The 13,331-nt window shown below is 61.0% G+C and carries 12 protein-coding genes; 4 read left to right on the top strand and 8 right to left on the bottom strand.

Going from position 1 to position 13,331, the window contains the following annotated elements:
• Window positions 1-9: 9 nt before the first annotated feature.
• The 4 genes from ftsZ to mutT all read left to right on the top strand — a co-directional run bounded on the left by ftsZ (window position 10) and on the right by mutT (window position 5,836).
• Window positions 10-1,164: a cell division protein FtsZ gene (ftsZ, locus tag ABD847_RS11020; RefSeq protein WP_345012933.1), complete on the top strand. Its 1,155-nt coding sequence runs from the start codon at window positions 10-12 to the stop codon at window positions 1,162-1,164.
• A 95-nt stretch (window positions 1,165-1,259) separates the two neighbouring features.
• A complete protein-coding gene (gene lpxC, locus ABD847_RS11015; RefSeq protein WP_345012931.1) occupies window positions 1,260-2,183 on the top strand; it encodes a UDP-3-O-acyl-N-acetylglucosamine deacetylase in 924 nt (307 codons plus the stop codon).
• Between the two features lie 466 nt (window positions 2,184-2,649).
• A complete protein-coding gene (gene secA / locus ABD847_RS11010; protein WP_345012929.1) occupies window positions 2,650-5,370 on the top strand; it encodes a preprotein translocase subunit SecA in 2,721 nt (906 codons plus the stop codon).
• A 61-nt stretch (window positions 5,371-5,431) separates the two neighbouring features.
• Window positions 5,432-5,836: an 8-oxo-dGTP diphosphatase MutT gene (gene mutT / locus ABD847_RS11005; RefSeq protein ID WP_345012927.1), complete on the top strand. Its 405-nt coding sequence runs from the start codon at window positions 5,432-5,434 to the stop codon at window positions 5,834-5,836.
• Here mutT and yacG read toward each other — a convergent pair.
• The 8 genes from yacG to nadC all read right to left on the bottom strand — a co-directional run bounded on the left by yacG (window position 5,833) and on the right by nadC (window position 13,154).
• Window positions 5,833-6,033 (bottom strand): DNA gyrase inhibitor YacG, encoded by a 201-nt coding sequence (yacG, locus tag ABD847_RS11000; protein WP_345012925.1) that lies wholly within the window; start codon window positions 6,031-6,033, stop codon window positions 5,833-5,835. The genes mutT and yacG overlap by 4 nt on opposite strands.
• A gap of 16 nt (window positions 6,034-6,049) precedes the next feature.
• Window positions 6,050-6,781, bottom strand: a complete 732-nt coding sequence (gene zapD, locus ABD847_RS10995) for a cell division protein ZapD (RefSeq protein WP_345012923.1) — start codon at window positions 6,779-6,781, stop codon at window positions 6,050-6,052.
• Between the two features lie 33 nt (window positions 6,782-6,814).
• A complete protein-coding gene (gene coaE / locus ABD847_RS10990; RefSeq protein WP_345012921.1) occupies window positions 6,815-7,474 on the bottom strand; it encodes a dephospho-CoA kinase in 660 nt (219 codons plus the stop codon).
• A gap of 3 nt (window positions 7,475-7,477) precedes the next feature.
• Window positions 7,478-8,353, bottom strand: a complete 876-nt coding sequence (locus ABD847_RS10985) for a prepilin peptidase (RefSeq protein WP_345013026.1) — start codon at window positions 8,351-8,353, stop codon at window positions 7,478-7,480.
• 57 nt (window positions 8,354-8,410) lie between these two features.
• Window positions 8,411-9,655, bottom strand: a complete 1,245-nt coding sequence (locus ABD847_RS10980) for a type II secretion system F family protein (RefSeq protein ID WP_345012919.1) — start codon at window positions 9,653-9,655, stop codon at window positions 8,411-8,413.
• 82 nt (window positions 9,656-9,737) lie between these two features.
• Window positions 9,738-11,447 (bottom strand): type IV-A pilus assembly ATPase PilB, encoded by a 1,710-nt coding sequence (gene pilB / locus ABD847_RS10975; RefSeq protein ID WP_345012917.1) that lies wholly within the window; start codon window positions 11,445-11,447, stop codon window positions 9,738-9,740.
• A gap of 84 nt (window positions 11,448-11,531) precedes the next feature.
• Window positions 11,532-11,945: a pilin gene (locus tag ABD847_RS10970; RefSeq protein WP_345012916.1), complete on the bottom strand. Its 414-nt coding sequence runs from the start codon at window positions 11,943-11,945 to the stop codon at window positions 11,532-11,534.
• A gap of 357 nt (window positions 11,946-12,302) precedes the next feature.
• Window positions 12,303-13,154 (bottom strand): carboxylating nicotinate-nucleotide diphosphorylase, encoded by an 852-nt coding sequence (gene nadC / locus ABD847_RS10965; protein WP_345012914.1) that lies wholly within the window; start codon window positions 13,152-13,154, stop codon window positions 12,303-12,305.
• Window positions 13,155-13,331 lie beyond the last annotated feature (177 nt).

Below are 13,331 nucleotides of genomic sequence, written 5' to 3'. Positions count from 1 at the left end.
GAGATAAACATGTTTACGTTTGAACCGGTAGGTAGCCAAGGAGACGACGCCGTCATCAAAGTGATCGGGGTCGGGGGTGGCGGCGGCAATGCCGTCGAGCACATGGTTCGTCAAAGCATCGAAGGCGTCCACTTCATCGCCATCAATACCGATGCCCAGGCGCTGCGCAACTCGGGCGCCGAGTCCACGGTCCAGATTGGTGGCAACATCACCAAGGGGCTGGGAGCAGGGGCCAACCCGGATATCGGCCGTGAGGCCGCGCTGGAAAACCGTGATGACATCCGGCAGATGCTGGAAGGCTCCGACATGGTGTTCATCGCTGCCGGCATGGGCGGTGGCACCGGGACTGGCGCCGCACCCGTGGTGGCCGAGGTGGCCAAGGAGCTGGGCATCCTGACCGTGGCCGTGGTCACCAAGCCGTTCAATTTCGAGGGCAAGAAGCGGATGAGCTATGCCCTGCAGGGGATCGACGAGCTGTCCAAGCACGTAGACTCCCTGATCACCATCCCCAACGACAAGCTGCTGAAGGTGCTGGGTCGAGGCGTCAGCCTGCTGGATGCCTTCAAGGCCGCCAACGATGTGCTGCTGGGCGCCGTGCAGGGAATCGCCGAGCTCATCACCCGTCCTGGCCTCATCAACGTCGACTTTGCCGACGTCCGCACCGTGATGCGCGAGATGGGGACGGCCATGATGGGTACCGGTATCGCCCGTGGCGATGACCGTGCCGAAGAAGCCGCCGAGAAGGCCATCTCCAGCCCGCTGCTGGAAGACGTGGATCTGGCCGGGGCCCGCGGCATCCTGGTGAACATCACCGCCGGCATGGATGTGACCATGGAAGAGTTCGAGACCGTGGGTAACGCGGTCAAGGCCTTCGCTTCCGAAAACGCCACCGTGGTGGTGGGGGCGGTCATCGACCCGAACCTGGAAGACGAACTGCGGGTGACCGTGGTGGCCACCGGGATTGGCAACGAGCGCAAGCCGGAGATCACCCTGGTGAAGACCGCCCAGAAGGCCGAGCCGCCGCGCCCCCGTCCGTTCGACAACCCGCTGCCGCGGTTTGAAGATCGGCCGTCCCAGACGGCGGTGAATGCCGAGCCGGTACAGGCCCGCAGCGAGCCGGATTACCTGGATATCCCGGCCTTCCTGCGCAAGCAGGCGGACTAGGTTAGCCTATTGAGACTGATTAGCCTTTAAGCTACAGTTGTGTTACCATGCGCGCCCTGGGATGGTCTGACCTCCTGGCTGATTGAGGTAACCCTATGATTAAACAGAGAACACTCAAGAAAAGCGTTCATGCTACCGGCGTGGGTCTGCACTCGGGCCGCAAGGTTTCATTGACCTTCCGCCCTGCCCCCGTCAACACGGGCATCGTCTATGTGCGCACCGACCTGTCGCCTGCCGTAGAGATCAAGGCCCAGGCCGGTTTGGTGCGTGACACCATGCTGTGCACCGCCTTGGTGAATGAGGCGGGCACCCGTGTGGCTACCGTGGAGCATTTGTCTGCCGCCCTGGCCGCACTGGGTATCGACAATCTGTTTATCGAAGTGGATGCCCCCGAGATCCCTGTGATGGATGGCAGTGCCCATCCCTTCCTCTATCTGCTGCAATCCGGCGGCATCGATGAGCAGACGGCTGCCAAGCAGTTCCTGCGCATCAAGAAGCCGGTGCGGGTGGAGGATGGCGACAAGTGGGCCGAGTTTCTGCCTTATAACAAGGGCTTCCGCCTGGACTTGCAGATCGACTTCCGCCATCCGGTGTTTGATGGTCAGAACCAGCATCTGGTGATGGAGTTCTCAGGTAGCCGTTTCCTCAAGGAGATCAGCCGTGCTCGAACCTTCGGTTTCATGAAGGACATCGAGTACCTGCACTCCCAGAATCTGGCCCTGGGTGGCAGCCTGGAAAACGCCGTCGTTCTGGACGAGTACCGGGTGCTGAACGAGGAAGGCCTGCGCTACGAGGATGAATTCGTCAAGCACAAGTTGCTGGATGCCGTGGGTGATCTCTACATGTGCAACCACAGCATCCTGGGTGAGTTCCGCGCCTACAAGACGGGCCACGCGGTGAACAACCTGTTGCTGCGCACCCTGCTGGCCGATGCAGAGGCTTGGGAACTGGTGACCTTCGAGACCGAGCGCGCCCGCTCGCCCATCCGCTACATGGATACACAACTGGCCCTGGCCTGATAATGGTCATCTCAGCCGCGTAATGCTGGATAAAAAGGCACCGGATCTCCGCCCCGGTGCCTTTTTGCTTTATGGGATGCTGACAAATGCAACATGGCTTGTGTTAGGCTGTGGTCAGTCCTGAGTGAGGCGCTGAGTGCGCATGTCCCTTGAATTGGCACTGTTGAGGCTCCATTTAGGCTGAGTTATGTGATTTCCGTTTGCTTTCCATCATTGGGCAAGACCTGGGCAAAGTCCTGGCTGGCGCTATGGGGTAAGATACGACGCCACCGGTGTGAGGCTGAGAGCCAGGCTTGGCTCCATTTTCATTTTCAACCCGGATGATGGGTTCTCCACCGAGGTGAGCGACAGCAGGTGTGCGCTACCGTCCTGGCTTTGCCGGGCGCCGCTGTCACCTTGGTTCCTTTCTGGCGCCCGATCCCGACGCAAGAATTTGAATTAGAAATACTCTGAGAGTTGCTTTGGCATGATTACGAAAATTTTTACCAAGATCGTGGGCAGTCGCAACGACCGCACCCTCAAGCAGTTGCGCAAAATCGTCAAGCAAATCAACGCTATGGAGCCTCAGTTTGAGGCGATGAGCGATGAGGAACTCAAGGCCAAAACGGTCGAGTTCCGTCAGCGTCTGGAGCAGGGCGAGACCCTGGAGCAGCTGTTGCCCGAGGCGTTTGCTACGGTACGGGAAGCCTCCAAGCGGGTCTTCGGCATGCGCCATTTCGACGTCCAGCTGATGGGCGGCATGGTGCTCAACAGCAACCGCATCGCCGAAATGAAGACCGGGGAAGGCAAGACGCTGACGGCGACCCTGCCGGCCTATCTGAACGGTTTGACCGGGCGCGGTGTGCATATCGTCACGGTCAACGACTATCTGGCGCGCCGTGACGCCGAGTGGAACCGTCCGCTGTTCGAATTTTTGGGTCTGTCCGTCGACTGCAACGTGCCGGGCATGGGGCATCTGGAGAAGCAGCAGGCCTATGCCGCCGACATCACCTACGGTACCAACAACGAATTCGGTTTCGACTACCTGCGGGACAACATGGCGTTTTCACCGGAGCAGCGGGTACAGCGTCCGCTGTTCTACGCCCTGGTGGACGAAGTGGACTCCGTGCTCATCGATGAGGCGCGTACGCCGCTCATCATCTCCGGCGCGGCCGAAGACAGCTCAGAGCTCTACATCCAGATGAACAAGCTGATCCCCCTGCTGAAGAAGCAGGACAAGGAAGACAGCGAAGAGTATCGCGGCGACGGCCATTACACTGTGGATGAGAAGTCCCGTCAGGCCCTGCTCACCGAAAACGGCCAGGAGTACATTGAGCAGCTGCTCAAGGACAACGGCCTGCTGGCTCAGGAAGACTCCCTGTTCTCCGCCGGCAGCATCACGCTGTTGCACCATGTCAACGCCGCCCTGCGGGCCCATACCCTGTTCGTCAAGGACGTGGATTACATCGTCAAGGATGGTGAGGTGGTGATCGTCGACGAGCACACCGGCCGCACCATGGCCGGTCGTCGCTGGTCAGAAGGGTTGCACCAGGCCATCGAGGCCAAGGAAGGGGTCAAGATCCAGAACGAGAACCAGACCCTGGCCTCCATCACCTTCCAAAACTATTTCCGTCTGTACGACAAGCTGGCGGGGATGACAGGCACCGCCGATACCGAAGCCTATGAATTCCAGCAGATCTACGGGCTGGAAACCGTGGTGCTGCCCACCAACCGCCCCATGGTGCGTAACGACATGGGCGATCTGGTGTATCTCACCGAGGAAGAGAAGTACGCGGCCATCATTGAGGACATCCGCAACCGGGTGGCCGAAGGGCGTCCCGTGCTGGTGGGTACCATCTCCATCGAAAACTCCGAGCGCATCTCCAACGTGCTGGCCAAGCAAGGCATCAAGCACCAGGTGCTCAATGCCAAGTTCCACGCCAAGGAGGCCGATATCGTGGCCCAGGCCGGTCAACCAGGCGCGGTCACCATCGCCACCAACATGGCCGGTCGGGGTACCGATATCGTGCTGGGGGGCAACTGGCAGGCAGAACTCGGCAAGCTGGAGTCACCGACTCCCGAACAGATCGAGGCCATCAAGACCGCCTGGCAGCAGCGCCATGACGAGGTGATCGCCGCCGGCGGTCTGCACATCATAGGCACAGAGCGTCACGAGTCCCGCCGCATCGATAACCAGCTGCGTGGCCGCTCCGGTCGTCAAGGGGATCCGGGCTCCTCCCGCTTCTACCTCTCCATGGAAGATAGCCTGATGCGGATCTTCGCCTCGGATCGGGTCACCGGCATGATGAAGAAGCTGGGCATGGAATACGGTGAGGCCATCGAGCACCCCTGGGTGACCCGGGCCATCGAGAACGCCCAGCGCAAGGTGGAAGGACGCAACTTCGATATCCGTAAGAACCTGCTGGAGTTTGATGATGTGGCCAATGACCAGCGGAAGGTGGTCTATGAACAGCGCAATGAGCTGCTGGACAGCGGTGACATCTCCGACACCATGAACCTCATTCGCGGCGATGTGCTCAACGGCGTCATCGATGAATACATTGCACCTCAGTCGCTGGATGAGAGCTGGGATATCGCGGGCCTGGAGCAGCGCTTGAAGCGTGACTTTGCCCTGACCCTGCCCATTGCCCAGTGGCTGGCGGAGGATGACAAGCTGTACGAGGAGTCCTTGCGGGAGCGGATCGTCGCCGAGGCCGAGGCCGCCTATCGCCACAAGGAGGAGCTGGTGGGTACGCCTGTGATGCGGCAGTTCGAGAAGTCGGTGATGTTGCAGACCCTGGACAACCTGTGGAAGGAACACCTGGCGGCCATGGATCACCTGCGTCAGGGGATCCATCTGCGCGGTTATGCCCAGAAGAACCCCAAGCAGGAGTACAAGCGTGAGTCCTTCGAGCTGTTCACCCAGATGCTGGAAGCCCTCAAGCGGGAAGTGGTGAGCATTCTGTGCCGGGTGCAGGTGCAGGAGCGGGATGTAGATGCGCTGGAAGAGCAACGCCGGCGTCAGGCGGAGGCCATGCCGCGCCAGTACACCCATGCCGAACAGAATGCCCTGGCCGAAGAAAGCGAGACGGCCGCAGAGCAAGAGCCGCGTCCCTTCGTGCGGGAAGAGCAAAAGGTGGGACGCAATGACCCTTGCCCTTGTGGCTCCGGCAAGAAGTACAAGCAATGTCACGGTAAGCTGGTTTAACATCGCGACCGAGACAACAAAGGCGGCCTGGAGCCGCCTTCTTTTTTGGAGGAGGCGCGAGATGAGTGGAGCCCGAGTTTGGGTTGCCGTGGGGGTGATCCGGGACGAGATGGGACGGATATGCATCTGCCAGCGGCAGGCTGGACAGCATCAGGCCGGTAAGTGGGAGTTTCCAGGGGGCAAGGTGGAGGCGGGAGAAACCCTGCCGCAGGCACTGACGCGAGAACTCCAGGAGGAGATCGGGATCCAGGTCGAGGCCTGCGAGCCACTATTGGCAATCGAGCATGACTACGGTGACAAGCAGGTGCTACTGGATGTGTGGCTGGTGAGCCGCTTTGCCGGGGTGGCGCGGGGATTGGAGGGGCAACCGCTGCGCTGGGTCAGCGTGCCCGAGCTGGCAGATTATGGGTTTCCCGCCGCCAATCAGGCGATAGTGGCGCATCTACAGGGAATGAGGCAGGACTAATCGTCCTGCATCCCGTCTTCCGACCAGTCCTGTTCATTAAGCGCCTCCAGGCCATTGCCCGGGATGCGCTTTTCTTCGTCGGCCCATTCGCCCAGATCGATCAGCTGGCAGCGTTTGCTGCAAAACGGACGGTAGGGGCTCTCTTCTCCCCAGATGACCTCCTGGCCACATTGGGGGCATTTGACGGTCAGCGGCATCGGTCTTGCTCCTTACTCAACAGCGGGCCAGCTCGAAGCTGATATCCCCCAGCCGCTGATCCGCCAGGGGCAGGAAGCGGATGGCAAAACGGCTGCGGTGGCCGCTGACGGTGGGGTAGCAGCCCAGCTCGGCATCCAGGGTAAGGCGCAACAACTCGCACCCTTCGGCGGCATCCTGGTAGAAGGCACACTTGGCGGTGACCGTCTGGAAGCTGCCCTGTTCGCGCCACAGATCCAGCAGCAGGCTATTGGCGGTCTGCAGCAGCTTGAGTTCGCCCAGCCAGGTTTCGGCCTGGGCCTGGCGCCACGCCTGGGGTTGCGCCAGCCAGAGGGGGAAGATGGGCACATCGAAGGGACACAGTCCGCCAGGAATGACGAAGCGCTGGCGCAAGGCACCCAGGAATTTGTCTTCCTTGAAACGACTTCCCGGCCGGGCGGAGCGGGGCAGCAGATAGGCTTGTTGTTGCAGATCCGCGCACAGAGCGTCCAGCTTGGGGATATCCACGCCGGGCAGCTCACGCCAGCCCTGCATCTTCAGCCGCAGGCGTTCCATGTCCTTGCTGAGATCGCCACGAATGTCGCACCGCTCCGCCAGCTCCATGAAGTCAAACAAGGCCTTGAAGAAGGCCAGGCTTTGTCCCGTTTCGGCCATGGCCAGATTGGCCTGCATCTGCGCAAACAGATTATCGACCCGCAGGTAGGTGCGGCACTTCTCATTGAGGGGAAATTCGTAGCTGATCTTGTTCAATGGACAACTCGTTGTGCGAAGGCAAAGGCGCGGCTAGTGTAGCGGTTTCTGAACGGGGGCGGAATTGCCTGGACCACATTTGCCGGCGGCCAAGTCGAGATACTGTCGATGCAGTCGCAGTATCTCGGCCTCCAGTTGTGGCAATGAGCCATCCTCATTGCTCAGTACATCATCGGCACGGGCCAGGCGAGCGGCACGGGTGAGTTGGGCGGCCAGAATGGCCTCCACCTGGGTTGGGCTGACGCCATCCCGCGCCTGGGTGCGCTGTCGTTGGGTCTGCTCGCTGACATCCACCACCAATACCCTGTCCACCAGGCGTTCCAGGCCGTTTTCCAGCAGCAGTGGCACCATCAGGATCACATAGGGCGAGGTGGCCAGCAGACAGGCCTCCTGCATGGCGGTCTCGATCCTGGGGTGCAGCCATTGCTCGAGCCAAATCCGCTCGTCAGGCTGGCTGAAAATCAGTTCTCTGAGGCGGCGTCTGTCCAGCTGACCATCTGCGGTCAGCATCTGTTGGCCGAAATGCTCAAGGATGCCTTGCAGTCCGCTAGATCCCGGGGCGACCACCTGGCGGCTGATGTCATCTGCATCCACCACGGCGATGCCCTGGGCGGCAAACACCCTGGCCACCGTACTCTTGCCGCTGGCGATCCCCCCGGTGAGACCCACTATGTAAGGGGCTGGCTTGATCATGGGCTACACCAGATGCCGCAGATACCACTGAGTGATGGTATCGCCCCAGTTGAGGGCGATGAAGCCCGCCAGGGTCAGATAGGGGCCGAAGGGGATGGGCTTGCCGGCCTGATGCCGGCGCAGCAGCAAGAGGGTGATGCCGATGCAGGCGCCCACCAGGGAGGAGAGAATGAGGATCAGCGGCAGGGACTGCCACCCCAGCCAGGCCCCCAGCGCCGCCAACAGCTTGAAGTCGCCATAGCCCATCCCTTCCTTGCCGGTCAGCAGCTTAAAGCCCCAGTAGAGACTCCACAGCAGCAGGTAGCCGGCCATGGCGCCGATCACCGCATCGACCAGGGGGACAGTGCCGGTGAGCAGGTTCAGCAGCAGGCCGAGCCAGAGCAGGGGCAGGGTGATCTGATCCGGCAGCAGCATCTTGTCCAGATCGATGAAGGTGAGGGCCACCAGGGCCCAGGTCAGCAGCAGATAACCGGCCAGCATCAGGCTGGGTGCCTGGCCCCAGGCCACCAGCAGGCAGAGCAGCGCATTGGTCAGCTCGACCAGGGGGTAACGAATGGAGATGGCGGCACCACAGCCACGGCAGCGGCCGCGAAGCACCAGCCAGCTGAGTACCGGGATATTCTCCAGGGCGCTGATGGCATGACCACAATGGGGGCAATTGGAGCCGGGCAGCAGCAGGTTATAGCGGGCCGGCAGGCCGTCCTCGGGCTGAGGCTGGCCGAAATAGTCGGCAAATTCGGCCTTCCAGCTGCGCTCCAGCATGAGGGGCAGCCGGTGGATCACCACGTTGAGGAAGCTACCCACCAGCAGGCAGAAGAGGGTCAGCAGCAGGTAGTAGAGCCAGGGCAGTTGCAGGTAGAGTTGAGTCAGCACGGGAATATCGCCAAGTAGAAAAACAAAACCGGGGCCGTCATGGCCCCGGTTATCATTAGAACATTAGTGGACAACGTTGCCCAGTTGGAAGATGGGCAGGTACATGGCCACCACCAGGCCACCCACCAGCACCCCCAGCACCACCATGATGATGGGCTCGATGAGGCTCGACAGGCCATCCACCAGGTCATCCACCTGCTGCTCATAGATGCCGGCGATCTTGGAGAGCATGTCGTCGATGGCGCCGGACTCCTCGCCGATCATCACCATCTGGGTCACCATGTCCGGGAACAAGTCCACGGTGCGCATGGCCACGTGCATCTGCATGCCGGCGATGACCTCGTTACGGATGGCCAGCACCGCATTCTTGTACAACACGTTGCCGGAGGCGCCGGCGGCTGAGATGAGCGCCTCCACCAGGGGGATACCGGCGGCGAAGGTGGTGGCCAGGGTGCGGGCGAAGCGGGCCATGGCCGCCTTGTGCAGTATCATGCCCACCACGGGAAGCTTGAGCATGGCCTTGTCGGTGGCATCCCGCACCGCCTGGGAGCGTCTGTGGGCGCGTACATAGACAAAAATCAATGCCACTATCCCCAAGAAGAACAGGTACCAGGATTTTTGCAGGAAGCGTGATATGCCAATCACAAACTGGGTGAAGGCCGGCAGCTCGGCGCCAAAGCTGGAGAAGATCTCTTCAAACTGGGGCACCACAAACAGCAGCAGGATAGAAGTCACTATGATGGCCACCACCATGACCGCCGCCGGGTAGAAGAGCGCCTTCTTGATCTTTGACTTGAGGGCTTCCGCCTTCTCCTTGTAGGTGGCGATGCGATCGTAGATCTGCTCCAGGGCGCCGGATTGCTCACCGGCGTCCACCAAATCGCAGTAGAGGTCGTCAAAGTAGCGCGGGTGCTTGCGCAGGGCCTGCGAAAGGGGAATGCCCGACTCCAGATCCGCGCAGACCTGGCCTAGCAGTTCCCGTACCCCGCTCTTTTCATGGCTGCGGGAGAGCAGTTGGATGGATTGCACCAGGGGCACGCCGGCGGAGAGCATGGTGCAGATCTGCCGGGAGATCATGGCGATGTCCATGGGCTTCACGGCATTGGCATACTTGGAGAAGATGGACTGGCTCTTCTTGCGCACCTTGCTGGCGTTCACCCCCTGCTTGCGCAGCTCCGCCTTGACGGTGGCAATGCTGTCGGCCTGCATCTCGCCGGAGACCTTCTGGCCCTTGCGGTTCAAGCCCTCCCAGCGAAAGGGATAGTATTTTTTCGGTGCGGGAACGTTTCTTGTGGGGGCCAGCGCCATGGTCTACATCCTTTGGGTCTTGTCTTGGGTGGCTCGCGGCCGGCCACCAGGAAACAGGTTTTGGTCTGTGATCGATGTGTGCCTAGCCGTTGGTGACGCGGTTCACCTCGGCCAGGCTGGTGACGCCCAGGCGGGCCTTCTCTAGGGCCGTCTGGCGCAGGGTGCGCATGCCATGCTCCTGGGCCAGGGCCGAGATCTGCAGTGAGTTGCCACCCTCCATGATGAGGTTGGCGATGGCCTCGTTCATGGGCATCATCTCGTAGATGCCCACCCGGCCCTTGTAGCCGCCGGAGCATTCGCTGCAGCCCACCGGCTTGTAGAGCTTGACCCCTTCCTCCACCTGGGCCTGGCTGTAGCCCAGGGCCAGCAGCTCTGGGTCGGGGACATGCTCGGGCTGCTTGCATTTCTCGCACAGGCGTCGGGCCAGCCGCTGGGCCATGATCAGGGTGACGGAGGAGGCCACGTTGAAGGCCGGCACCCCCATGTTCAGCAGACGGGTCAACGTCTCGGCGGCGGAGTTGGTGTGCAGGGTGGAGAGCACCAGGTGGCCGGTCTGGGCGGCCTTGATGGCGATCTCGGCGGTCTCCAGATCCCGGATTTCCCCCACCATCACCACGTCCGGATCCTGTCGCAGAAAAGCCCGCAATGCACTGGCGAAGGTCAGCCCGGCTTTCGGGTTCACCTGCACCTGGTTGATGCCCGGCAGGTTGATTTCCACCGGGTCTTCGGCGGTGGAGATGTTGCGCTCGGCGGTGTTGAGGATATTGAGGCCGGTGTAGAGGGAGACCGTCTTGCCGGAACCGGTGGGGCCCGTCACCAGTATCATGCCCTGGGGCTTATCCAGCGCCCCCAGATAGAGGGCCTTCTGGCGCTCGTCGAAGCCCAGTATGTCGATGTTGAGCTTGGCGGCGGAGGAGTCCAGGATCCGCAGCACGATTTTTTCGCCCCACAGGGTGGGCAATGTGTTGACCCGCAGATCGATGGCCTTGCCCTTGGCCAATTTCAACTTGATGCGGCCGTCCTGGGGCAGTCGGCGCTCGGCGATGTCCAGCCGGGACATGACCTTGAGGCGGGCGGAGAAGCGGCTGGCCAGGTTCACCGGCGGGCTGGCGATCTCGTGCAGTATGCCGTCCACCCGGAAGCGGATGCGGTACTTGTGTTCGTAGGGTTCGAAGTGCAGATCCGAGGCACCGCGGCGGATGGCATCCAGCAGCACCTTGTTGATGTACTTGACGATGGGGGCGTCGTCATCGCCGCCGCTGGCGGCATCCTCGTTCATCCGCCCATCATCGTCACTCACCTCCAGCTCGCCGATCTCACTGTCGGTGAGCTCCTCCACCCCCAGGGCTTCGGACTCGCTCTCGGTGAGCTTGCCGATGGCCTGCTGGAGCTTGAGCTCATCCACCAGCAGGGCCTCGGTATGCAGGCCGAAGCTGAAGCCAAAGTCCTCCAGGGCCCCCACATTGGTGGGGTCCGACATGGCCACATAGAGGGTGTGGCCCTGGGTGTAGATGGGCAGGGCGTGGTGTTTTTCGATCAGCTTGTGGTTGAGATATTTCTGCGGGATCTCGGTGAGGTCGAAGGCATCAAGATCCAGCAGAGGTATCCCATACTCCTGCTCACAAAACTCCGCCAGGGCGGCGCTACCCAGTATCTTGTTCTCCACCAGGAAGCTGATGAGGGGCTTGCGCTGCTGGCGGGCTTGGGCGCTGTACTTCTGCGAGTCTTCGTCGGTCAGCAGGGCCGAAGCTACCAGGCTCAGGGCCAAGCCGCTATTGGGAGAGGCTGTCATGGAGGCGCTATCCTTGGTCATCCAGTTGACTTAGCAGGCTAAAAAGGGCGGCAAGCCGCCCTTGTTATTCAAGTTATTGATGGCTTATGGGCACAGATTGGTTGGGTTACAGGCTTCTGTCCAGGTCACAGCGGCGCCACTCACGCTGTTCGGCGTCATTGTATAAGTAGCACCTGAGATGCCTGAGCCGGCACCGGTAGCTACAATCTCAGCCGTCGAAGTGGTAATGGTTACGGAAGCGGTGTTGTCGCCTCTAGCGGCATCACCCAGATCCACCCCAACCTTGGTGGCGTCATCACAGGCAGTCACGTCATTGGCATTCATTTGCAAGCAGACTTCCATCTGAGTGCGCACGCCGTTGGCGGCAGTGATTACTTCACTGAAGCGGGCGCGATTGGTGTAGTTCTGATACGCCGGCAGGGCGATGGCGGCCAGAATAGCCACGATGGCCACAACGATCATCAATTCGATCAGGGTAAAACCAGTTTGCTTTTTCATCGTTAAGTTTCCTTACGTTCCATTCCTGGGAAGAAGTTGGGCGAAGGCGGACACATGCCTGCCTCCAAGCTCCGTTACCGATGATAACGGGGTTTTAGATAGTTGCCTATGCTCCTTTGAGGCCGTTCCTCCTTGATTGCGCAAATCTGTGAGACGTACCAGAAAGTAAAGCCCAAAGCCGATGCGGTTGAGAATAATTTGGCAGCCACGGCTTGACTTTTTTTTGAACTAGCTCCAAGCGGGGCTTGCTGACCCCGATTCAGCCTGCCTCGGAAGGTAGGGGAGACAGGTTTCCCTCCCCCTGTTGCAAGGGGAGGGTGCGATTGGGTCTGTTTGGCTGAGGCGGGACGGTGGCGACTATCCGGCGAAGCGCATGGAGAGATCCAGCGCCTGCACATGCTTGGTGAGGGCGCCCACCGAGATAAAGTCCACCCCGGTACGGGCATACTGGCCTATGGTCTGCAGGCTGACGTTACCGGAGACCTCCAGCATGGCCGGGTGGCCCAGCTGACGGTTGATGGCCACGGCCTCCGCCATCATCTCTGTGGTGAAGTTATCCAGCATGATGACATCGGCGCCGGCGGCAATGGCTTGGCGCAGCTCGTCGAGACTCTCGGTTTCCACTTCCACCTTCTTGCCCGGATTGAGCTGGCGGGCTGTGCTCACGGCCGCCGCTATGCCACCGCAGGCCAGGATATGGTTCTCCTTGATGAGATAGGCATCAAACAGCCCCATGCGGTGGTTCTTGCCGCCGCCGCAACTGACGGCGTATTTCAAGGCGGTGCGCAGTCCGGGAATGGTCTTGCGGGTGTCCAGCAGACGGCACTGGGTGCCCTCAAGCTCCTGGACATAGCGGGCGACCGTGGTGGCGACCCCGGAGAGGGTCTGGATAAAGTTGAGGGCGTTGCGCTCGCCGGTCAGCAGCAGGCGCGCCGGACCACGTAGCCGCACCAGCAACTCATTCGGCGCTATGGTCTGACCGTCTTCAACCTGCCAGTCTAGCGTGACCTGGCCGCCCAGCTGGGCAAACACGGCGTCGGCCCAGGCCTTGCCACAGAAGATGCCGGCTTCCCGGGTGATGATGGTGGCTTCGGACTGCTTGTCGGCGGGAATGAGTTGGGCCGTGATGTCGGCCGCGGGATCCAGGGTGCCGCCCAGATCTTCGAGCAGGGCGTCGCGCACGGCGCGTTCAATATCCTGTTGGCGCATTGTCTGTCCTGTATGGTCCGGAATCAGGCTCCGGTTCTTGGTCAAGATGGGCCAAGAATAGCATAAAGGCTTGCTATGACTCATCTTTGTGGCGGTTACCCACCCGCTTGACCGCTTCAGGTGGCCCGATTGGTCAAACCTTGTCCGTCATGGCCGAACTGGGCGTCTGGCTTTGCG

The organism is Pseudaeromonas paramecii, assembly GCF_039540575.1.
In the GTDB taxonomy this organism is placed as follows: domain Bacteria; phylum Pseudomonadota; class Gammaproteobacteria; order Enterobacterales; family Aeromonadaceae; genus Pseudaeromonas; species Pseudaeromonas paramecii.
The sequence above is the reverse complement of the archived record's forward strand: the minus strand, read 5'-3'. Positions and strand labels throughout refer to the sequence as shown.

Bases quoted from the DNA above. Each gene is read 5' to 3' on its own strand.
- ftsZ (WP_345012933.1), top strand. From the start codon at position 10: ATGTTTACGTTTGAACCGGTAGGTAGCCAAGGAGACGACGCCGTCATC.
- lpxC (WP_345012931.1), top strand. From the start codon at position 1,260: ATGATTAAACAGAGAACACTCAAGAAAAGCGTTCATGCTACCGGCGTG.
- secA (WP_345012929.1), top strand. From the start codon at position 2,650: ATGATTACGAAAATTTTTACCAAGATCGTGGGCAGTCGCAACGACCGC.
- mutT (WP_345012927.1), top strand. From the start codon at position 5,432: ATGAGTGGAGCCCGAGTTTGGGTTGCCGTGGGGGTGATCCGGGACGAG.
- yacG (WP_345012925.1), bottom strand. From the start codon at position 6,033: ATGCCGCTGACCGTCAAATGCCCCCAATGTGGCCAGGAGGTCATCTGG.
- coaE (WP_345012921.1), bottom strand. From the start codon at position 7,474: ATGATCAAGCCAGCCCCTTACATAGTGGGTCTCACCGGGGGGATCGCC.
- ABD847_RS10980 (WP_345012919.1), bottom strand. From the start codon at position 9,655: ATGGCGCTGGCCCCCACAAGAAACGTTCCCGCACCGAAAAAATACTAT.
- pilB (WP_345012917.1), bottom strand. From the start codon at position 11,447: ATGACAGCCTCTCCCAATAGCGGCTTGGCCCTGAGCCTGGTAGCTTCG.
- ABD847_RS10970 (WP_345012916.1), bottom strand. From the start codon at position 11,945: ATGAAAAAGCAAACTGGTTTTACCCTGATCGAATTGATGATCGTTGTG.
- nadC (WP_345012914.1), bottom strand. From the start codon at position 13,154: ATGCGCCAACAGGATATTGAACGCGCCGTGCGCGACGCCCTGCTCGAA.